The 21,571-nt window shown below is 46.0% G+C and carries 21 protein-coding genes; 13 read left to right on the forward strand and 8 right to left on the reverse strand.

Annotation, left to right across the window (positions count from 1 at the left end):
• Window positions 1-316: 316 nt before the first annotated feature.
• The gene (gene topA, locus QZ918_RS25190) at window positions 317-3,076 is read right to left on the reverse strand and encodes a type I DNA topoisomerase (protein WP_293339744.1); all 2,760 of its coding nucleotides are present in this window, start codon (window positions 3,074-3,076) and stop codon (window positions 317-319) included.
• 332 nt (window positions 3,077-3,408) lie between these two features.
• Here topA and QZ918_RS25195 point away from each other — a divergent pair, with 332 nt between their 5' ends.
• Both QZ918_RS25195 and QZ918_RS25200 read left to right on the forward strand, forming a co-directional pair.
• Window positions 3,409-3,543 carry a hypothetical protein gene (locus QZ918_RS25195; RefSeq protein WP_293339747.1) on the forward strand — a complete coding sequence of 45 codons (135 nt, stop codon included), beginning with the start codon at window positions 3,409-3,411 and terminating at the stop codon, window positions 3,541-3,543.
• A 366-nt stretch (window positions 3,544-3,909) separates the two neighbouring features.
• A complete protein-coding gene (locus QZ918_RS25200; protein WP_293339750.1) occupies window positions 3,910-4,581 on the forward strand; it encodes a VOC family protein in 672 nt (223 codons plus the stop codon).
• A 155-nt stretch (window positions 4,582-4,736) separates the two neighbouring features.
• Here the strand turns inward: QZ918_RS25200 and QZ918_RS25205 are convergent, their stop codons facing one another.
• Window positions 4,737-4,877: a hypothetical protein gene (locus QZ918_RS25205; protein WP_293339753.1), complete on the reverse strand. Its 141-nt coding sequence runs from the start codon at window positions 4,875-4,877 to the stop codon at window positions 4,737-4,739.
• A gap of 160 nt (window positions 4,878-5,037) precedes the next feature.
• On the opposite strand from QZ918_RS25205, the gene QZ918_RS25210 reads away from it, so the two are divergent.
• The 3 genes from QZ918_RS25210 to QZ918_RS25220 all read left to right on the forward strand — a co-directional run bounded on the left by QZ918_RS25210 (window position 5,038) and on the right by QZ918_RS25220 (window position 7,005).
• A complete protein-coding gene (locus tag QZ918_RS25210; protein WP_293339756.1) occupies window positions 5,038-5,586 on the forward strand; it encodes a GNAT family N-acetyltransferase in 549 nt (182 codons plus the stop codon).
• A 150-nt stretch (window positions 5,587-5,736) separates the two neighbouring features.
• Window positions 5,737-6,258: a dihydrofolate reductase family protein gene (locus tag QZ918_RS25215; RefSeq protein ID WP_293339758.1), complete on the forward strand. Its 522-nt coding sequence runs from the start codon at window positions 5,737-5,739 to the stop codon at window positions 6,256-6,258.
• A gap of 231 nt (window positions 6,259-6,489) precedes the next feature.
• Window positions 6,490-7,005, forward strand: a complete 516-nt coding sequence (locus QZ918_RS25220; protein ID WP_293339761.1) for a GNAT family N-acetyltransferase — start codon at window positions 6,490-6,492, stop codon at window positions 7,003-7,005.
• On the opposite strand, the gene QZ918_RS25225 is transcribed toward QZ918_RS25220, so the two are convergent.
• From QZ918_RS25225 to QZ918_RS25235, 3 genes are all read right to left on the reverse strand, one after another.
• Window positions 6,951-7,088, reverse strand: coding sequence for a hypothetical protein (locus QZ918_RS25225; protein ID WP_293339764.1), 138 nt, complete (start codon window positions 7,086-7,088; stop codon window positions 6,951-6,953). The genes QZ918_RS25220 and QZ918_RS25225 overlap by 55 nt on opposite strands.
• Before the next feature lie 27 nt (window positions 7,089-7,115).
• Window positions 7,116-7,847 carry a WecB/TagA/CpsF family glycosyltransferase gene (locus tag QZ918_RS25230; protein ID WP_293339767.1) on the reverse strand — a complete coding sequence of 244 codons (732 nt, stop codon included), beginning with the start codon at window positions 7,845-7,847 and terminating at the stop codon, window positions 7,116-7,118.
• Between the two features lie 233 nt (window positions 7,848-8,080).
• Window positions 8,081-8,218: a hypothetical protein gene (locus QZ918_RS25235; protein ID WP_293245697.1), complete on the reverse strand. Its 138-nt coding sequence runs from the start codon at window positions 8,216-8,218 to the stop codon at window positions 8,081-8,083.
• 111 nt (window positions 8,219-8,329) lie between these two features.
• Here QZ918_RS25235 and QZ918_RS25240 point away from each other — a divergent pair, with 111 nt between their 5' ends.
• The 4 genes from QZ918_RS25240 to QZ918_RS25255 all read left to right on the forward strand — a co-directional run bounded on the left by QZ918_RS25240 (window position 8,330) and on the right by QZ918_RS25255 (window position 13,955).
• Window positions 8,330-11,539 carry a glycoside hydrolase family 15 protein gene (locus QZ918_RS25240; protein WP_293339769.1) on the forward strand — a complete coding sequence of 1,070 codons (3,210 nt, stop codon included), beginning with the start codon at window positions 8,330-8,332 and terminating at the stop codon, window positions 11,537-11,539.
• A 180-nt stretch (window positions 11,540-11,719) separates the two neighbouring features.
• Window positions 11,720-12,064: a hypothetical protein gene (locus QZ918_RS25245; protein WP_293339772.1), complete on the forward strand. Its 345-nt coding sequence runs from the start codon at window positions 11,720-11,722 to the stop codon at window positions 12,062-12,064.
• Between the two features lie 30 nt (window positions 12,065-12,094).
• Window positions 12,095-12,934, forward strand: a complete 840-nt coding sequence (locus tag QZ918_RS25250; RefSeq protein ID WP_293339775.1) for a TdeIII family type II restriction endonuclease — start codon at window positions 12,095-12,097, stop codon at window positions 12,932-12,934.
• Window positions 12,935-13,004: 70 nt separating this feature from the next.
• A complete protein-coding gene (locus QZ918_RS25255) occupies window positions 13,005-13,955 on the forward strand; it encodes a PmeII family type II restriction endonuclease (RefSeq protein WP_293339778.1) in 951 nt (316 codons plus the stop codon).
• Window positions 13,956-14,001: 46 nt separating this feature from the next.
• Here QZ918_RS25255 and hisB read toward each other — a convergent pair whose 3' ends face one another.
• A complete protein-coding gene (gene hisB, locus QZ918_RS25260; protein WP_293339840.1) occupies window positions 14,002-14,643 on the reverse strand; it encodes an imidazoleglycerol-phosphate dehydratase HisB in 642 nt (213 codons plus the stop codon).
• Between the two features lie 259 nt (window positions 14,644-14,902).
• Entirely contained in the window at window positions 14,903-15,679 is a 777-nt protein-coding gene (gene fabI, locus QZ918_RS25265; RefSeq protein ID WP_293339781.1) for an enoyl-ACP reductase FabI, read from the reverse strand.
• 329 nt (window positions 15,680-16,008) lie between these two features.
• Here fabI and ntcA point away from each other — a divergent pair, with 329 nt between their 5' ends.
• The 4 genes from ntcA to ruvX all read left to right on the forward strand — a co-directional run bounded on the left by ntcA (window position 16,009) and on the right by ruvX (window position 20,829).
• Complete coding sequence (gene ntcA / locus QZ918_RS25270) at window positions 16,009-16,674, forward strand: global nitrogen regulator NtcA (protein ID WP_293339784.1); 666 nt, start codon at window positions 16,009-16,011, stop codon at window positions 16,672-16,674.
• 77 nt (window positions 16,675-16,751) lie between these two features.
• Window positions 16,752-18,461, forward strand: coding sequence for a DUF3084 family protein (locus tag QZ918_RS25275; RefSeq protein WP_293339787.1), 1,710 nt, complete (start codon window positions 16,752-16,754; stop codon window positions 18,459-18,461).
• Between the two features lie 359 nt (window positions 18,462-18,820).
• Window positions 18,821-19,936 carry a formylglycine-generating enzyme family protein gene (locus QZ918_RS25280; RefSeq protein ID WP_293339790.1) on the forward strand — a complete coding sequence of 372 codons (1,116 nt, stop codon included), beginning with the start codon at window positions 18,821-18,823 and terminating at the stop codon, window positions 19,934-19,936.
• Between the two features lie 482 nt (window positions 19,937-20,418).
• A complete protein-coding gene (gene ruvX, locus QZ918_RS25285) occupies window positions 20,419-20,829 on the forward strand; it encodes a Holliday junction resolvase RuvX (protein WP_293339793.1) in 411 nt (136 codons plus the stop codon).
• Window positions 20,830-20,955: 126 nt separating this feature from the next.
• Here ruvX and QZ918_RS25290 read toward each other — a convergent pair whose 3' ends face one another.
• Window positions 20,956-21,555, reverse strand: a complete 600-nt coding sequence (locus QZ918_RS25290; protein ID WP_293339796.1) for a hypothetical protein — start codon at window positions 21,553-21,555, stop codon at window positions 20,956-20,958.
• Window positions 21,556-21,571: the final 16 nt, after the last annotated feature.

The following is a 21,571-nucleotide window of genomic DNA, read 5'->3' on the forward strand; positions in this document are numbered from 1 at the left end:
TTAATCGTTCACTGTTCATTTAAGGAGTGGATAGGTTTTCTTTTTCACCCTCATTCTCTCCCAGCGCGGTGGCTCTAGTTCTTCTTTTGCCACCGTTCTCATCTTTGGTTAGTCTAAACTACAGTAAGTCTAGATCCCCCTAAATCCCCCTTAAGAAGGGGGACTTTGAAAAGACTCCTGTCCCCCCCTTAAGAAGGGGGGCTAGGGGGGATCTAGACTTAATAGTCAAACAAGAGTCTCTGACTAGGTTTGACCTTAAGTTGACACCAATGAACACTGCTGTGTTCTTACTAATTTCAACGTCTCCTTACTAATTTCACTCTGTTTTCTTCTTACTCGCCGTAGCAGTCGCCGCCTTCTTTGCAGTAGTTGTTTTCTTCGCCGCCGTTTCCGACTTCGCCGCAGTCGTTTTCTTCGCAGTAGTTGTTTTCTTCGCAGCAGTTTCCGACTTCGCCGCCGTAGTCTTCTTCGTAGTAGTTGACTTCTTCGACTTGCTAGATTTTCCGCCGCCTGCTGCTTCTTTTGCTGCTAACAAATCCAGGGCTTTTTGTAAGGTGAAATTCTCCACAGATTCATCCTTGGCCAAAGACGCATTGATATCGCCGTGTTTGACGTAAGGGCCGTAACGGCCGTCGTAAACATTGATCATTTCTCCTGATTCTGGATGCGCGCCCAATTCCTTTAATGGTGTCGTTGATTTGCTGCCGCGAACGGCTTTCGGTTGCGCTAACATTTCTAAAGCCCGATCGAGCGTTATAGTCAAAACATCATCAGGCGGCTTGATCGATCGATAATCCTTACCAACCTTACCCTGGTCGTGCACCACATAAGGGCCGTACATCCCCAAATTAGCCTGCACCTTAGCCCCCGTATCCGGGTGAGTCCCCAACAACCGAGGTAGAGTCAACAAACTCACCGCCATATCAACCGTCACGCTATCCTTATCCGTCCCCTTCGGTAAAGAAGAACGCTTCGGTTTCTTGTTCGTTTCCGAAACATCCCCCAACTGAACGTAGGGGCCGTAATTGCCAATCAGCACATAAATCGGTTCCCCAGTGTCCGGGTGCAAACCCAATTTTTCCGGGCCTTCAGTTTTTTGCTTTAACAGAAAATCGACTTTTTCCGGGTCTAAATCTGCCGGAGTCAAATCCTGGGGAATCGATGCTTTCACCTGGCCTTCTTCGTTTTCAGATTCGAGGTAAGCGCCGTATTTACCGATGCAAACTTTGGCTGTGATATTCTCCAATATCACAGTTCGGGCAACTTTCGCGTCAATCTGACTTTCCTGTTCTTTAACTTGGGTTGCGAGTCCCGTTTCCCCTGTATAAAACTTTTGCAAATACGGCAACCATTTCGCCTCGCCGGTGGCAATTTCATCCAGGGTTTGTTCCATGCGGGAAGTAAAACCCGTGTCTACTAAATCCGGGAAATGTGTTTCTAATAAAGTCGTGACAGCAAAAGCGGTGAAGGTGGGAATTAGCGCGTTAGCTATTAATTTCGCATAACCTCGATCGACAATTGTACCGATAATACTCGCATAGGTACTCGGACGGCCCACACCTTCACTTTCCAACATCTTCACCAGAGAAGCTTCGGTATAGCGGGCGGGAGGCTGAGTTTCGTGCCCAATTGCTTCTAAATCCTTGCAATTAGGCTTATCCCCCACCTTCAGCGCCGGCAAAATCACCTCTTGGTCTTCCAGCGCCGCATTCGGGTCGTCGGAACCTTCCACGTAGGCGCGCAAAAAGCCTGCAAAATCGATGCGTTTGCCGCTGGAACGGAAACCGGCATCTTCTACCTGAGTCAGTACCGTGACGTGAGTTTGGCGCGCATCGGCCATTTGAGAAGCGACAGTCCGCTTCCAAATCAAATCGTAGAGGCGGAAGTCAACGCCATCTAGCCCGGTTTGCTGCGGAGTCCGAAAAGTGCTGCCGGCCGGACGGATAGCTTCGTGGGCTTCCTGGGCGCCTTTACTTTTGGTCGTGTATTTGCGCGGTTGGGGGCTGAGGTATTCGCTACCGTACAGTTCTTGCACGCAACTGCGGGCGGCGGTAATTGCCTGTTCGGACAAATGCACCGAATCCGTCCGCATATAGGTGATAAAACCGCGTTCGTACAAACTTTGGGCGATTCGCATGGTTTCCCGCGCACCCAGCCTCAGCTTGCGGTTAGCTTCCTGCTGTAAAGTCGAGGTCGTAAACGGCGGTGAAGGTTTGCGAGTGACTGGCCGTTCTTCGATATTCCCGACAGTCCAAGGCTTATTTTGAATGCGCGAGAGTAAAGCCCGCGCCTGTTCTTCGTTTAGCAACAGTACGCGGCGGCCTGCGGTAATTTGTCCGGTATTTTCATCGAAATCGCTACCGTTGGCAACTTTTACATTCCCGACTGTCACGAGTTTCGCGTCAAACGCACCCCCCTGTCCCCCCTTACCAAGGGGGGTAGGGGGGGTCAAAGTTGCTTTTAAATCCCAGTAGCTACCTTGGCGGAAAGCGCGGCGTTCCCGTTCCCGGCGTACCAATAGCCTTACTGCGACTGACTGGACTCGCCCTGCGGACAAACCCCAGGCGATTTTCTTCCACAGTAGCGGAGAGAGGGTGTATCCGACGAGTCGATCGAGAATTCGGCGAGTTTCCTGGGCCTGTACCACTCGATTGTCGATATCGCGACAGTGAGTTAAAGCGTCGCGGATAGCTTCGCGGGTGATTTCGTGAAACACCATCCGCTTGATAGGAACTTTGGGTTTGAGGATTTGCAGCAAATGCCAAGAAATGCTTTCGCCTTCCCGGTCTTCGTCAGTGGCTAGAATCAGTTCTGTAGCTTCTTTTAGCGCGTCTTTGAGTTCTTTAACAATTTTCTTTTTATCTTTGGGGACAACATAGAGGGGTTCAAAGTCTGCCTCCACGTTGACGCCGAGTTGTGCCCATTTTTCACCTTTGACGGCTTCTGGTATTTCTTCGGCGGAGGATGGGAGGTCGCGCACGTGGCCCATAGATGCCTCTACCCGGTACGTAGAGGGCAAGAAGTTGCGAATGGTACGGGCTTTGGTGGGAGATTCGACGATAACTAAAGTTGACATGGCATCTTTTTATATATGGATGGCGGCGCAGTTAGAGTGTCTAATTTACAGAGTGTAGGTCGGATGTCAAGACTTAGGGGAACTTTAGGGGATGATTTCAAATTACCTTAATGTTTAACTTACTGCCGATCGGGTTGCAGGTCACAAGCTGATGGGATTTTACTGCTTTTGGGGCAAAGACTGGGAACTCTTGTCTCTGGAAGATGCACTGAATGTCTCTCACCTGACTCTAGCAGAATTGGCGGTAACTGGATGCTGAGAGTGTTGGATGCGGGCGGATGGTTCCTCTGTTGTAGATTGTAGATTTTAGATTTGAGATTGGGCAAGATTTGATGGTTTCCCGGCAAAAAAGACTGGAAATGCGATCGAGAATTGGTCGAATAGTCGATCGCACTCACCAGTTAACATCAGATATTGTGCGACTTATTGATAGCATTTTGGGTATAAATAATTTAGAATTGCTATAATATGGCGTTGAAGTGGATATTCGATATTATTAGAATAATCAAACTTATTGTATGAAGTTTTGACCGACCGCAGATGTAAGGCTGACAGACACAAATAAACGCAGATGCTTTTTAAGAAGCGATCGAATCTTCTGTATCAGAACAGTCGGTCGCAAATTCAGCAAGTTTGAAATAATTCAGGTGCGTCGCTATGAGATTTTCGATCTTTGTTAGGGATTATATCGGAATGATTTAACCGCAGAGAACGCAGAGGGCGCAGAGAAAGAAGAGAGAGATGAATAATTCCGATGCTACCGGATTTGATATTATTCATAGCGACACACTCTACAAGTAAAGTAGTTTAATCCGATTTAACACATAACTTTTATGGCATTTGAATTCGACCATATCTTCATTTTAACTGATATTGGTGCCCCGATCGCCGATCGCCTATCATCGTTCGGTTTAGTCGAGGGTTCGTCTCGCATCCACGTTGGACAAGGTACCACCAATCGCTGTTTCTTTTTCCATAACGCGATGTTAGAACTGTTGTGGGTGCGCGATCCAGAAGAAGCACAATCTGAGCCAATTTATCGGACTCGTCTTTGGGAGCGATCGACAAATCGGAACAATGGCGTCTGTCCTTTTGGCATCTGTTTGCGTTGGGCTACAGGTTCTGAGGACACTGTAGCCTTTTCTAGTTGGGCATATCATCCGCCCTATTTACCTGAAACAATCAACATCGCGGTAGGCACAAATAGTGATAATTTAACTGAACCGATGCTGTTCCAAATTCCCTGGGGAAAACGTCCAGATTCATCCTCTGCTGAGAAATTACAGCCCCTGAATCACGCTGTTGGCTTCCGCGAAATTAGTCGTGTAGAATTAGTCAGTCCTGCTGCGAATAATCCCTCACCAGAACTGCAAGCAGTAATTGATACAAATCAGGTCAAGTTACGAGTCGGAACCGAGTATTTTGTGGAACTTGGTTTTGATGGAGAAGTGCAGGGAAAACTGCTAGATTTCCGACCTGGATTGCCGCTGATTATTAGTTGGTAGCGTGAATCGGCAACCTACTCCTATAGCTGAAAGCGATTTTATGTATGACAAAAATATTGTCACTATTTCTATTCTATGGACTGTTGATTTAGTTGTAAAATAACCCTTGTAGTCTCGAGAGTATCATTCGATTAAAAATAAAATTGACTGGCAGTTCAGGCAATTGCGGCCAGGATAATTTTACCATTAACTGTTACATTTTTTATCGATTCCCCAGTCATCGATCGCAATCCTCGCACCAATTCCTCCATAGCCACAGCAACCGCTTTTATTTGAACTCCAGATGGACATAACATCGAAGCTATTTGTCACATCCCTATTTAACCTCATTTAACCTCAACCGAAGCAGTTGAAAACGAACTTTCAAAATCAACGCAAGCAGCGACGATTGACGTACACCCTGCCACCTCCGCCGATTTGGATCTGTTAATATATTATTGGGTCAGTGCTAAAAATATGCCAAAAATAAAGGTAGATGAAATGATGTTGAACCTCCGCCCGGCGACCTCCGCTGATTTGCCTATGCTACAATATTGGGATGAGCAACCTCATGTGATTAATGCAGATCCTAACGATGATTGGGGTTGGGAAATAGAACTCGATCGCACTCCTGACTGGAGGGAGCAATTAATTGCTGAAATTGATGGCCGTGCGATCGGATTTATCCAGATTATCGATCCAGCACTTGAGGATAGTCACTACTGGGGCGATTGCGAACCGAATCTACGGGCGATCGATATCTGGATTGGAGAAGAGACAGATTTGGGCAAAGGCTACGGCACACAAATGATGCAGCTTGCACTGACTCGATGTTTCGCCGACTCTGCTGTGACGGCTGTACTCATCGATCCGCTTGCTAATAATACCCGCGCCCACCGCTTCTACGAACGTCTTGGCTTTCAATTTGTGGAACCGCGACAGTTTGGTGACGATGACTGTTTTGTTTATCGCCTGAAACGGGCAGATTGGCACTCTGAAATTGCGATCGACAAAGCCAAGTTGTAATAGTTTAGTTCGGACACTCATCTGTATTCTGCATATTTCGATCGACGCTCACAATTTATTGAACCAGGGGCGATCGAGCAAATGTTGGGAAATCCGCATTAAACTGATGAAATTAACCAACAACATTTAACACGCATTCAGGATTTTAACATGACAGAGATCGTACTTTATATCGCAACCAGTCTGGACGGTTATATTGCCCGCAAAGACGGTAGTATTGATTGGCTTACAGCTTTTGAGACGCACGAAACTGACCACGGGTATGGTGAATTTTATCAGGCGATCGATGGATTGGCTATGGGGCGCAAAACCTACGAACAGGTGTTGGGCTTTGGCGAGTGGCCGCATTCCGGCAAGCCATCCTACGTTTTTACCCACCAAAGCCGATCGCCCGATCGCGATGATGTGTTATTTACCTCCGCAACTCCCGATCGATTTCTGCACGAAATGGAGTTGCAAGGACTCAAACGAATTTGGCTAGTTGGAGGCGCAGAATTAGTCGCCTCATTCCTCCAATATCAACTAATTGATGAATACATTTTGTCCATCGCACCGATCGTGTTAGGCGAAGGAATTCCCTTATTCTTGCCATCTCCCATGGAAATGAAATTAAAGTTAATAGAAGTAGAGAAGTATCCTACTCAGTTAGTCCAAGTAAGATACACCAAATAAAAAAGACATAGAATAGACGATTTTATTTGGGAGTTTAAGGCTTTAAAAGTATTGCCAGAAACTGCAACAGCAGAAATTTTAAACTATTGCTCAGAAATCCAGATAATTTATCCGAATAACGATCGCGATTTAGTCTCAAGTCACAACGATTTGAAACCACACAATATTTTTATTGCACATTTTTACCATCGTTCAATGAAATATACCGCAATTGATTGAGAAGGCAGAACCATGATTGAGACGACTAATCTTCAACTACTCCCCGTCGAACGGATTCACATCAAGGCTTTTTTGAGCAGTAAAAGCGAGCTGGCAAAACTTTTGCAAGTCACAGTACCTAGTAACTGGCCGCAGTTCCCTCACGCATTTTCCCTCCCTGAGGATGAATCCTTACCGCTTCCTAATGGTTGGAATGGATATTTTTTTATTCACCCGCAACAGGGAGTGCTTGTGGGCAATGGAGGTTTCAAAGGTCAACCAAATGAGTCGGGCATTGTAGAAATTGGGTATGAAATAGCTGCCGAATATTGGAATCGCGGATTGGCAACTGAGGCAGTACAGGGGCTAATTGACTATGCTTTCGATCGCGAACAAGTGCGAGCAGTCAATGCTCATACTTTGGGTGAAACTAATGCTTCCAATCGGGTATTGCAGAAGGTGGGGATGCGGTTTGTATCCGATGTTCCTCATTCTCAATTAGGTACAATCTGGCTGTGGCAGATCGATCGAGCTACAGTTGACAGTTGACAGTTGACAGTTGACAGTTGACAGTTGACATTTAAGATTGTAGAGACGGGTTCGCGGGCGATCGCAAATATCAGCGATAACACCCGTAAACCCGATGCAATTGGGAACTTTTAAGCTCGCAAATCGCCTAAAGCTTTCAATGCAAATTGTGGCAAAGCCAACATCCGGCGCCAGCGCCAAGGTTCTTGATAAAGCCGGTACAACCATTCTAAATGATTGTCGCAAAACCACGCCGGGGCGCGGTCTTTTGTTCCCGCCCAAATATCAAAACTGCCGCCAACTCCCACCCAAATTGACTGCGGGCAAAGGTGGCGGTGTTCGGCAATCCAAAACTCTTGGCGCGGCACTCCCAAGCCGACAAAAATAATTTTTGGCTGCATTTGTTTGAGGCTTTCACATAATTCTGTTTCTTCACCAGCAGAAAGATAGCCGTGTTGAGCAGAAATCGACAATCGATTAACTTTTTGCTGCCAACTTTCCGCCGCCTTCGCCGTGACTCCGGGCGCACCTCCAAAGAAAAATATCGGTTCGGAATTCGGCAATTTTCCGGCCTGTTGCAGCAGCGATTCTGCTAGTTCAATCCCCGGAAACCGCTGGGCTGATTTGCCCCGCATTCGCAAATACAGCACTACTCCAGAACCGTCGGGTATCACGAGCTCGGCAGAGCGAATTACATTGGCTAAAGCCGGGTTTTGCTCGGCTTGCATTGCCATTTCAGCATTCAGCGTCACGACGTGAGTGCCTAACCCTTGATGCAGGCGCTCTATCAGCCAACCTGCATAATCGTCTAAGATGTGAACTGGTAGTCCCAGTACTGAAAATTGCGAGCGCGATCGATCCATATTTCTTTACTTTGAGATTCCTACATACCTAGTTGTTTAAATTAGCTTAGTTTGGCGATCGCTCCTACACAAGTCTTGAACGTCCAAAACCCGATTTTTGCCACCAAAAGTCTGTTAAGTCATCATTCCGTGGCCGATAAACCGGGTTTTGTACGAGACGCAATGCGTCACTGAGTTAGAGTTGTGGTCTAAATTACGCGCGTGCGAAGCTATCCCTCTTCGTGAATCGCCCCTTAGCGTTCAATTTTCTTTACAGAGCCGTCAGCGTACCATTCCATCGGCACGAGTTCAATTTTACCATTAATTTTCACTGTAGAGTAGACAATTTTTACCAAAGGAACGCTGTTGTTATTGTTGTTGCGGCTAGACATGGCAAATACCTTGTGATGTTTGCAGAACTTGAGAAATGATAGAAACTCTGATATATTTAAAAGTCTATTCACCGCAAGTCGGCTCGCATCAGGAAAACTAAGGAAAACGAAATGGCGATCGCAACAACCCAGCGGCAAATCCGGTTAGATTATTACTACCAGCAAATCAAAACCGTCATCCTCAAACGCCAGAACCCAATAACCGGTTTGCTGCCGGCGAGTACCGCCGTTAACGCCCACGGCGACTACACCGATGCCTGGGTGCGCGACAACGTGTACAGCATTTTGGCAGTTTGGGGTTTGGGTTTAGCTTACCGCAAAATTGATGGCGATCGCGGTAGAACATTTGAACTCGAACACAGCACAGTCAAACTAATGCGCGGCTTAATGTTTGCCATGATGCAGCAAGCAAGCAAAGTCGAACGTTTTAAAAATACTCAATTGCCCCTAGATGCCCTGCACGCTAAATACAATACTCAAACCGGAAATATTGTTGTGGGCGATGACGAGTGGGGACATTTGCAGTTAGATGCTACATCTATATTTTTGTTGATTCTTGCTCAAATGACGGCTTCGGGATTGCATATAGTTTTTACAATCGATGAAGTCAATTTTGTCCAAAATTTAGTTTACTACATCGGTAGAGCTTACCGCACGCCCGATTACGGGATTTGGGAAAGAGGTCATAAAATTAATCGCGGTAATGCCGAATTAAATGCCAGTTCTGTTGGCATGGCAAAAGCAGCGCTGGAAGCAATAAATGGATTGGATTTGTTCGGAGTTAACGGTTGTCAAGCATCAGTAATTCACGTTTTGCCGGATGAAATTGCTAGAAGCCGCATCACTTTGGAATCGCTTTTGCCTCGCGAATCTAGTTCAAAAGAAGTAGATGCTGCTTTATTGAGCGTGATTAGTTTTCCTGCTTTTGCTGTGGAAGACAAAGAATTAGTAGCACGGACTCGCAATAAAATTATTGACAAATTGCAGGGAAATTACGGCTGCAAGCGGTTTCTGCGGGACGGACACCAAACAGTTTTAGAAGATGCCGATCGCCTGCACTACGAACCGACAGAATTAAAGCAGTTCGAGAATATAGAATGCGAGTGGCCGCTATTTTTCACTTATCTGCTCTTGGACGGTATATTTGAGGGAAATCAAGCCCAAGTCGAAGAGTACCAGCAGCGTCTGGCATCTCTGGCAGTCGATCGCGCTGGTTTACCGCTCCTACCAGAATTGTACTACGTCCCTAGCGTAAATATAGAAGCCGAAAAATTAAATCCCCGCAGTCAGAAGCGCTTGCCCAACGAAAATGTTCCCCTAGTTTGGGCGCAAAGTTTGTATTTTCTCGGTCAATTGCTGAACGAGAAATTAATTGCAGTGGGCGATATTGACCCGCTAGGAAGGCATCTGTCAGTCGGCCAGCAAAGAGAACCTTTAGTCCAAATTGCCCTGTTAGCTGAAGACGAAGATTTGCAAGCAGAATTAGCAGCTAACGGCATTGCAGCCCAAACGCCCAAGCAAGTAGCACCAATTCAAGTCCGCCAGACGAAGGAACTATCGGCTATTTACGCGGAGATTGGACGCAACGATCCCCTAGGCTTAACCGGTCGCCCCGTGCGCCGTTTGCGGAGTTTGACGACTTCCCGGGCGTTCAAAATTCGCGGAGAGGCGATCGTATTTCTCCCCTCATTTTTGGACAGAGAAGAATTTTACCTAACTCTAGACTACCATTTTCTAGTATCTAAAATCCAAAGTGAAATCGCTCACATTCACCGCCACTGGTATCAGTTGGGACGCCCCACAGTAACCCTGATGTTAACTCATGCGATGCTGGAAACCGGCCGGGAAGCCCTGCTGGAATTGATGAAAGAACTCCGCAACGGACACTCAGAAAATACGCCAGTCAAACTCGGAAATCTCAACCAATTAATGCTGACGGCTAGCACCGAGAGAATTGATTTCATGCACGATTTTGAATTCACGGAATCTCCGGTAACAGGTGCAATCGAAACCCGCAACTATCTAGGTTACAATCCAGAAAAAACTTGGCCTTTGGGTCACACCCAAGAATTCAAACTAGAGTGCGAAACTAATACTAAATTGTTGCTCGCCAGCCTGCGCGGTTCAGAAAACTTGTACGAACAAATAGAGCTGCTGCACACATTAATTCGACTAAAAGGACTAAATTTTGATACAGGATTTGGGGGTGCTGAAGCAACAGTAAAAGTTGTGGATTTGCTCAACGAAGTTTATACAAAAGCGGGAGAAAGTTCGCAATCAAAAATCCCATGGGCAGTCATCCGCCATGCTGCTGGATTGCTGGACAAGGTTGATATCAGCTTGTCGGATGCGGTAACAGACATTTTGGTGCGACAAAAACAAATTGCTGTGGGGAAAGCCTACAGCGAAGATTCGGTGATTTCGCGGCCTGGTTCTTACATGGAAGTGATGGACAAAATCCGCCAATTCTGCGGAGAAGACATTCGCGATCGAGTTCTCACCCAAGAAGTTATTATCTATCTCAGCGTCCTAATTAAAGCCGAACCGCAGTTATTTAAAGGTCTGCTGACACTGAGAGTTAGCTACTTTATTTTGTTGTTAACCAGCGAATTAGCCCGCGAATTGGGAGTTACGCAAAATGAAGCTTACGAACATTTAATGCAGCTAAGTCCCTTTGAAATCAAAAATCGCCTGCGCCAAGTGTTGACAGAATACGAGGAAATGAATCAAATCCTCAAAGAACAAGAATCTCTGCGCGTCAAACAGCCGGAAAAAGATATTGAATGGGTAGTCGCGGCAGTTGCGGAAGAACCACAAATGCCTGCGGGAGGATGGCGTCGCAAGCGGCAAATGGAAGGCGCAGTCAATCGCGTACCGAAGGATTTTTATCCGAGTGTTTGGGGACTGCTGCGGCACTGTAAAGGCTTGATTATTGGCGATAAATTAGAGCGCCGCAATCGATTAGATAGCGAACTTATCTTATCAGAAATGACCCCTGGTGAAAAGAATTTCGCGCTGCAAATCGAGCATTTGCTGAACAAGATTGTGGCGCCGGAATACCGGCAAGTGAATATTGAAGCGCTGATGGAATTATCTGCGATCGCCCAGCGCAATCCAGAATTGAAAGTAGAAGAATACATCGTTTTAGATGTGTTAGTCGGTCACGCCGTGCGCTTGAATTGGCAGGGAAAACACCCAGAAAGAGCCGATAAATACGACGAAGATAAAGCAGCGGCTTGGCCAGCTTTTTATAATACTTCGCCCTACGTTTGTGCGAGTCACGTGCTCCAGGCTTTCCAATTTTTGACAAAGTTTGGATAGATAGAGTTTGTAGTAAGGACTTCAGTCCTTTCTTTACCAATTCATCACTAAGGACTAAAGTCCTTACTACAAACCTATTCCAGCACCTTACTAAAATCGAATTGTTTGCGCTTTAGCTAATGGGCCCAATACTTTAGGAAGGTAAGGTAATATAGATTTATGAATTAGCCGCGGCTGAACATGAAACTACCCGATCGCATCACAACCTATAAATACCCGATCAAAAGTCAGGTAGAACTCGAAGCGGAGTTTAATAGCCTTGCAGAAGAATGGCGCGCCCAGACAGGGATGCTGTCATTAGTTGCACAAAAGTCAATGCACCCAGCTTATCAAAGAATTATTGGCATGGGACAGCCTGTTGTACCGTTAATTTTTCGGGATCTCGAACAAAAACCCGATCATTGGTTTTGGGCGTTGAGGGCAATTACTGGTAATAATCCGGTACAACCAGAACAGCGCGGTCGAAGGTCACAAATGGCTCAAGCATGGATACAATGGGGAAAAGAACACGGTTATGAATGGTAAGCTGGAATACAGAATATTTGCAATAAAATAATGTCAGCTATTAGCTCAACTACCCGCGTCATAATCAAAGCATACTTAGAGGTTTTCATCGAAAATCTTGTCAATGAATACAGAGGACGGCTAATCCCAAAACTTGATATTCCAGCAGCATATTTATCATGCAAATCTTCTAAAGGTCAATTGAAACCGTTTCAAGCTGCTATTATGCCCTCAGAATTGCTGCGGATTAACGAGTTTGAAAGAGGTTTCAGCAGCAGCTTGGGTACAACCTATGAAGAATGTGCAAAACTCATTGCTTTGGAACATCACCAAGAAGCAAGCAGAAGCTATGAAATTTCGGGCGAAGTTAGCATAGAGGCTGTCAATGAAATTGAGCGCCAGATAGCGCTATTTGAGCAGTCAGCAGACAAGAGTGCAACTAAACCTGATTTTGAGAAAATGATCCAAGCTGTTCTTGAGGCTCAAAAAACTAACCATTTAGTTAGGCGATCGGTCAAAGCAGATTTGTACGTGCTATCCCATGACGGGAGGAAATTTTTCTTTGAAATCAAAGGGTCAAAACCCAACAAAGGACAATGTTTGGAGGTAATTCAACGGCTGCTGAGATATCATTTACTGTGCGGGCAGTCTCGCCCCGATGCTCAATCCTATTATGCTATGGCTTACAATCCTTACGGGCCAAATCGTTCAGATTATAAATGGTCAGTGGCAAGGAAGTATACGCCTTTTGAACAAGCTGTAATTATGGGACATGAGTTTTGGAATATTATAGGAGGAGAGACTGCTTACGAAGAACTTTTGGATATATATCAAGAAGTCGGGCGGGAGAAGGGTAAGCATATGCTTGATGCTCTGGCGTTTGGATTTTAGTAAAGTATGAGTTTATTCAGCTTTCTCTTTTCAGTTCACTAATATTTTAAATAGTTTAGGATAAATAAAAGTGTTACAGCAACTTCATGAATTATTAGCATTTGTTTTAGAAAAAGAAGTAGGACTCCCTGCTAGAAAGTCTCGCTCTTTCGCCGGCCACTTTGCGGAGTTAGAAGAATTTTTTAACTTAGAAGCAGAAACACTTATAAACGGCATCAGGAGTATATCTGGCAAAATAGCGCTCAGATTTACTCCCGATGAGATAGAACGCATTTTAGCATTTATATCTTCAGGCAAACTTTCCCTGCAACTTACTATCGCTGAAAATTTTTTAGGCAGTATTTGTCGGGATTTTACTGGGCGACAGCTAGCTATGGTTGAAAATCTGACTTTAGGAAAAATTCATCTCAACCCATTTTTAATCAGGGCGTTAAATCTCGACACTCCCGAAGAAGTTGTCAGGCTCAATGTTTATATGACTGCTACTAGGTCTATTGTCACTTCAATGGGATTTTTTATTCAAAAACTCTTAATATCTTGCTCGGAAAGTGCAGAAAGTCCACCGGAAGAGTCAGGATGGGATGCCATTAAAACTACCAGTGATGGCGATCGCTGTTGGATACAGGTCAAAAGCGGCCCGAATGATATGGATAAAGACCAGATAGTATATTGGGCTGCGAAAATTGAGGAAAAAATTCAGGAGGGCGATCGCGCTTATATTGGTATAGCTTACGGCAAGAGAACTAATAAGACTGTCACGCTTGGTTTGCTGAAGCAAATTTTGCCCAATTCGGAAATGATTACTTTAATTGGTCGAGAACTGTGGGATTTTGTCAGTGAAGATACTGATTTCACTGTAAATCTGTTTGAAGTTTTGCGTCAGTCGGCCAGTCAAGTTTTAGCACAAAGTTCTATTGCTGATGCTATAGAAAGGTGTAGCGATCGACTGATCGATGAATTTAGCGACAAGTACGGCGAGGGAAGTCAGGGCGTTTTTAACTACATCGCAGATATATTTTGATTTACAGGTTTGCAGCAGCCCGATCGCGCTACTGCAAACCCCTAAACTACAAAACTCCTTTAGAGCTCGGAATCCGACTGGCGCGCCGAGGATCGATCGCCACCGCCATCCGCAGAGCCCGCGCAAATGACTTAAACGCGGCTTCGACAATGTGATGGGAATTCCCCCCCTGCAACTGTCTGACGTGCAGTGTCATTTGAGAGTGGTTCACCACCGCAGCAAAAAACTCTCTCACTAACTCGGTGTCGTAAGTCCCGATCCGCTGAGTCGGAATTTCTAAGTTGTAACTTAAATGAGGCCGTCCCGAAAAATCTAGCACTACTTCAATTAATGCTTCATCCAGCGGGGCGATGAAGTGTCCGAAGCGAGAAATGCCCGATCGATCTCCGACAGCTTTTGCTAGAGTTTGACCTAAGGTAATTCCCACATCTTCGTTCGTGTGGTGGTCATCGATCGCCAAATCGCCGATCGCCTGCACGTCCAAATCAATCAATCCGTGAGAAGCAATCTGCTGCAACATATGGTCTAAAAACGGAATTCCTGTGGAAGCTTTGCAAGTTCCCGAACCGTCGAGATTGAGGCTGACAGTGACATCCGTTTCCAGTGTTGTGCGCTTTACCAAGGCGGCCCTGGCGACTGTATTGCTGGAACTTGGAGGAGGTACAGGAGGGCGATCGATTATTTCCATAATTCGCAATTGGTCATTCATTAGAATTAATTAGTAATTTGGGATTAACACTTTTGTAGCGAAGAGTCAACTGTTATTGCTGTTGTCTGTTGGCAAATGTTGCTGTTGTTTAAAAACTTCGCTTAACTAATAGAGGGCGGGCACGGGGGCACCGCCCCTACCAAATGACAACTGTCAACTGACAAATAAGAGTACCCGCACGGGGACACCGCCCTACCAACGAATAACTGTCAACTGTCAACTGTCAACTGTCAACTGTCTACATTCCCATGATTTCGTAACCGGCATCGACATACAAAACTTGACCCGTAATCCCGCTAGAGAGATTGCTGCACAGAAAAGCCGCAGCATTTCCCACTTCCTGCTGAGTTACCGTCCGCCGCAGCGGGGCCACTTCCTCAACGTGGTGGATCATGTCCAGAATGCCGCCAACTGCTGACGAAGCCAGAGTCCGAATCGGGCCTGAAGAAATGGCATTTACCCGAATATTTAACGGGCCGAGTTCCGCCGCCAGATACCGAACATTCATTTCCAAAGCAGCCTTAGCAATTCCCATGACATTATAATTAGGAACTACCCGCACACCGCCCAAATAAGTTAGCGTGATAATACTGCCGCCTTCGGCCATCAGCGGTTTAGCAGCGGCACAAAGCCGTACCAGGGAGTAAGCGCTAATATCCAAAGCATTGGAGAAGCCTTGACGGGAGGTGTTGCTAAAATCTCCGGAAAGTTCGTCCTTACCGGCAAAAGCCAGACAGTGAACTAGGATATCTAACTTGCCCCATTTGTCGGCGATGGTTTTAAAAGTAGACTCGATTTCGCTTTCGTCTTGGACATTGCAGGGCAGATACAGACTGGGATTGAGCGGTTCCACGAGCTCAGCGACTTTGCGCTCGTGCTTGCCTTTTTCGTCCTTCAAATAAGTTATGCCGAGATTAGCCCCAGCTTTGTGGAGCTGCTGGGCGATGCCCCAGGCGATCGAGCGATTGTTGGCAATGCCCGTAACAAGAGCATTTTTTCCGGTCAAATCTATCATCTGTATTTTTTCTAGAAGCAACTTGCACCGTTCTCGTTGGCTGTATGCGACAACCCCGCCAGTTTAGACACAACTGATTCAGATTTAACTGATTCAGACACAATTGAGACACAATTGAGACACAATTGATATTAATTTTGCTGTGGAGCTAGATGGGGGCGGAATTGAAAAAGTTAAGAGAAGGGCTAGATTTAATCATACAGCGTGTGCTTACCTTAACATTAGATGACAGTAACAGAATCCCTAGAGATTGGAGGTTGGGCAGTATATTTACTCAATAAGGTTAATCGACAAGTTAAAAACTATTGATTAGTACAAAGGATCTCGTCGTGACACATGATAGACCGCTAGCAGCCGTGTTCCGCCAAATCAGCGGCGGGGCTTTTCCGCCCATTGTCGAAAACTTTGAACGGGGCAAGACAATTTTTTTCCCTGGAGACCCGGCTGAGCGCGTCTACGTTCTCATTAGAGGTGCTGTGAAGCTCTCCAGGGTGTACGAAGCAGGGGAAGAAATTACAGTCGCCCTCCTGCGCGAAAACAGCGTATTTGGGGTGCTATCTCTGATTACGGGACACCGATCGGATAGGTTTTACCACGCGGTAGCCTTTACACCGGTGGAATTGATCTCGCTGCCGATCGAACAAGTGGAGAAAGCGCTCAAGGAAGACCCGGAATTGTCGATGGTGATGCTTCGGGGACTGTCATCTCGGATTTTGCAAACCGAGATGATGATCGAAACGCTCGCACACCGAGATATGGGATCGAGACTCGTCAGCTTTTTGTTGATTCTGTGCCGGGATTTTGGTGTGCCGAGTACGGATGGGATTACGATTGATTTGAAGCTGTCCCATCAGGCGATCGCCGAGGCGATCGGCTCGACGCGGGTAACTGTGACTCGCTTGCTGGGGGATCTCAGACAAGAAACAATGATCTCGATTCATAAGAAAAAGATCACAGTTCACAATCCGGTGGCCTTAAGCCAGCAATTCACTTGATGCCGAGAAATTATACGATTTTGGATTTTGGATTCTAGATTCAATCCAAAATCCACAATCTAAAATAAGAAATCGGAATGACTGCTGGATACATCTTAGTATTTGTAATGTTAGTGTTGGGCGGCGTGATCGCTACTGTTAGCGATCGCCTTGGGACGAAAGTCGGCAAGGCTAGATTGAGTTTGTTCAAACTGCGCCCCCGCGATACCGCCGTAGTAGTGACAGTGATGGCCGGCAGCATCCTGTCAGCTATTACTCTGGGCATTTTATTTGCTACTAGCAAGCCGCTGCGAACCGGAGTTTTTAGCATAGACGAGATTCAAAAAAGACTCAACAATGCCCGCAGAGAAATCAAACAAGCCACTCAAGAGAAAAATCGAATTGAAACTGAATTAGCTCAAGCTAGAGCCGCTCAAGCGCAAGCTAAAGCCAATTTAGAGCAAATTAATCAATCGCTGCAAGCAGCTAATGCCGAGCAAGCCAAGACGCAAACAAAATTAAATTTGCTGCGTGCTCAACTTAACACCGTGGAAGCAGCCAAATCTAAAACTGAACAACAGTTAAGTCAGGTAGAAGCGGCTAAATCGCAAACGGAAGAACAGCTTGCTACTGTGGAAGCGGCTAAATCTCAGACAGAAGAACAATTGAAATTGGTGGAAACGGCGCGATCGACTACCAGAGCTCAGCTCGATCGCACCGAGAACCAATTGAAAACAGTTTCAGGTCAAAAAACGACTTTGAGCTCGGAAATCGCCCAACTGCAAGCGGAACGCCAACAGTTAATCGAGCAGCGAGAGCAGGTAAAAACTCAAATTGCTCAGCGGGACAAGGAAATTGCCCAGCGAAACGAAGCAATTGCTGAGCGAGAGGCAGAAATTACGAAACGAAATGCGGCAATTGTCGATCGCAACAAGCTAATTGCTGAGCGGGACAAGGAAATTGCCCAGCGTGCGGAAAATCTCGCCCAGCGCGATCGCATAATTGTCGAGAGGGACAAAGTAATTGCCGAGAGGGAAGCACTCTTGGAAGCCCTCGGACAGCAACAAGCTCAACTCGAACAGCAACAAACTTTATTGCAGCAGCAAATGCAAGTTTTGGAAAGGGACTTTCAAGCCATCCGCGAGGGAACAGTTGCAATCAGGCGCGGTCAAATTTTAGCTGCTGGCGTCGTTCGCATACAAGAACCGGGTACGGAGAGTCGCGCGATCGATCGACTCTTGCAAGAAGCAAATAAAACCACCGTCGGACTGATGCAGCCGGAAAATACTAAGGTAAGAGAGCAAGTTATTCAAATTACTAAAGCGGAAATCGATCAATTAATCAGTCAGATCAAAGACGGTCAAGATTACGTAGTGCGGATTGTCGCCGGCGCTAATTACCTGCGACAAGAAAAGCTAATTAAGGTATTTGCAGAAGCCGAAATCAATCGAGTGGTGTTCCGCGCTGGAGATGTGATTGCAGGGGTTGCTGTCGATCCCGTAGCTTTGCCCGACGAACAGGTGCGACAACAGTTGCAGCAATTGATCGAAGCTTGTCAATTTCGCGCTCGGTTAATTGGTGTTGTCGGCGGTAGAGTCCAAGTTGCGGACAATCGGATTGAAACTTTGGGCGGTTTTGTCGATCGACTGCAACAATACGACAAACCGCTGGAAGTTCGGGCGATCGCCGCTGATGTCACTTACATCGCCGGCCCGCTTAAAATAGATTTAGTTGCTCTGTCAAACGGAGTCGTGGTTTTCCGCACCGGACAACCAGAGCCAGCTAGGGGAGATTTGAAACTTAGATAAGAAGTGCGATCGATCGAATTTTATTAAAAATTTTGGGCGATCGAACCACAATTTTGCTTGACTTTTTCGCGCCCTTGACATATCATTAAATAATGGGAATCCGTGCGACCATATATATAGCAATCGTAGGGTGCATCGCCGCAAAAAATCTGCAAGCAATATCGATAATCTCACAGCGACATACCATACCCAATTAGTAGGGTGCGTCGCCACCAAAAATCTGGAAGCACCACCAACAATCTCACAGCGACGCACCGCACCGCTAACAGAACAAAGAGAGAAACCAAGAATCGATCCCTGAGATATTGACATCAAAGAACAAAAGTTTTCTCAATTAAAATGCAGGAGCGTGCGGTGTAATGTCAAATAATCAAAATGAACCCAGAGAATACGATGCCGTCCGTGGCGGTCAAAATTCAATTCCTGTCAATGCTGCGGTACTCGGAGGCATTCCCGGTGTTAAAAGCCGCTTAGCCTCACCCATTGTCGAAGTGAGAATCGCCGCCCTCTCCGAAGCGCTCAAACATGGAGAAGCTGGTTTAGATGTGATAATTCAAGCATTGCACGATGAATCAATGCAGGTGAAATTTGCTGCCTATTCACTGCTGAAAGGTAGAAATGAGGAGAAGATAAAGCAACATTTACGTAACTATTTTGAATTTGATGTCATCACAGTCGATGCTGAAGGAAAAGAAAACAGTCGCATAAAGTCTTTTGCTCATTACTTCCCTGAAGACTTAGGTAATGGAGTTGTACTAGAAATGGTTTACATTCCTGGTGGCACATTTATGATGGGTTCGCCAGCAACAGAATCAGGTAGCCGGCATCACGAACGTCCGCAGCATCAAGTAACTGTACCAACTTTTTATGCAGGAAAATACCCCATCACCCAAGCACAGTACGAAGCAGTGATGGGAAATAATCCATCGTACTTTAAAGGTGAAAAACGTCCTGTAGAACAAGTAAGCTGGAATAAGGCTGTAGAATTATGCTGGAAACTTTATGAAAAAACAGGCAAGATTTATCGCTTACTTTCCGAAGCAGAATGGGAATATGCTTGTCGCGCCGGAACTACAACACCTTTCTATTTTGGCGAGACAATTACCACGAATTTAGTTAATTATGACGGGCGTTATTCCTTTGCTGGTGCACCGAGGGGACCTTATCGCGAACAAACAATTGATGTGGGGAGTTTTCCTCCCAATGCCTTTGGACTTTATGATATGCACGGTCAGGTTTGGGAATGGTGCAGCGATAAGTGGCGCGATAACTATGACGGTGCGCCGACTGACGGAAGTTCTTGGGAAACTGGAGAAGATAATGACCGGGTGCTGCGTGGAGGTTCGTGGAAGTACGGTGCAGTCTCTTGCCGTGCTGCCTACCGCAAGTACGACTCTGCTGTCTACTGGATCAAAAACAGGGGTTTTCGTGTTGCGGTAGCTTTGGCTGTCCCTTCCTCCCTGTCTTCCCTGTGAGGACTCTTCTCTACTCTTTAGATAGTAGGGTGCGTCGCCATCTACAATTTGCAAATCACATCGACAATCTCACAGCGACGCACCGCCCGCACAAGGGCGAGAGCAACCGAGTTTTTGCGCGGGGTGAAAGAAACCGGGTTTTTTCGATAAATCAAAACTGGGAAGCAAATATTGTGGCAAAAACCAGGTTTCTGATTTGTGCGCGGGGGTCAAAGAAACTGGGTTTTTTCGATAAATTAAAACGGGGAAGCAAAGATTGTGGCAAAAACCTGGTTTCTGATTTTAGGCTTTATATGGCCGCACGGATTCCTATGATGATATAGTATGTCAATCCTGCAAAAAAGTCAAGCAAAATAAGTGCGATCGCCCGCCAAGATTTTGAGACAGTCAAGAATGCAAGTATCAGATTAGATATAGGTTGGCGATTGAGTTGGCCGGCGCTCGATCGCAACTACAAACTTATTAACACAGGACTCATAAATATGATTTTAGGTTTCGATCCGGGGAAAGACAAGTGCGGCATCGCCGTGATGGGTAGAGATAAGAACGTCTGCTACCATCAAGTAGTGCTGTCCGACGAAGCAATATCTACCATTCAATCACTGTGCAAACAGTTTCCCATTGAGTTATTAGTCATGGGAGACCAAACGACTTCTAAAAGTTGGAAACAAAAACTCAGTCAGAGTTTGTCGCCCTTTATAAAAATTGTGCAGATTGACGAGAGATTCAGCAGTCTAGAAGCGAAGGATCGTTACTGGGAAATGTACCCTGCGACGGGACTTTCTCGCTTGATTCCCCAGGGAATGCGGACTCCGCCGCGGCCTGTAGATGATATAGTGGCGATCGTCCTAATTGAAAGATATTTGAACAAACAGTTGACAGTTGATAGTTGACAGTTGACAGGTAGGGGCGGTGTCCCCGTGCCCGCCCTCTTAGTTGACAGCGAGGTTTTCAAGCAAGTTCTAAAAACTTTGGGTTTCGTGCGAAATCCTATTTTTTAGTGCATAAGTGAAATCTACCTAAGTCTGTTGAACCATCCACACCAAAAATCCTAAGATAGTTTCCACGGGAAGCAGGGGATAATCGGTAAGGTCGATCGCCACAGTCGTTCCTGAAAGCTTCAGAAAACGCCATTGAGTGCCGCTGCTGATACAACCGTAGATAGTTGCCATCGGGTGTTCTGCTGCTTCGTTAAAGCGCTGCGCTGCTACCATTTCAGCAATACATTGACCGATCCCTTCGTTCAAATCGGCTTTTTTTGCTTCCACAACTACGATCGCGGGCGCTTCTACGGTAAGCTGTTCGGGCGATTTGCTAATTAAAAAATCGACGTATCCGGTGAGATCGCAACTGGGGTCAACATTGAATTCCCGTCCCGAAAATAAACTGATTTGGCGGTTCATCAAGCGCCGGACTTCTTGCAAAACTGGGTAGACAAGGGCTTCCGATCTCGCTTTTTCTGAACCAACTGCGATCGTCCAAGGCAAATCTTCTAATTCGCTAGTCAATCTCGGACTGGGATTAATTGATTCTACCTCAGGAAAAAACCGAGTTTCCTCCACGATAGTTAATTGAAAGTCTTTTTTAGCTTTAGTAATTGTGAATTGACTGTAAGGCATAATGTGCGATCGCTCT

The organism is Microcoleus sp. CAWBG58, from assembly GCF_020883045.1.
In the GTDB taxonomy this organism is placed as follows: Bacteria; Cyanobacteriota; Cyanobacteriia; order Cyanobacteriales; family Microcoleaceae; genus Microcoleus.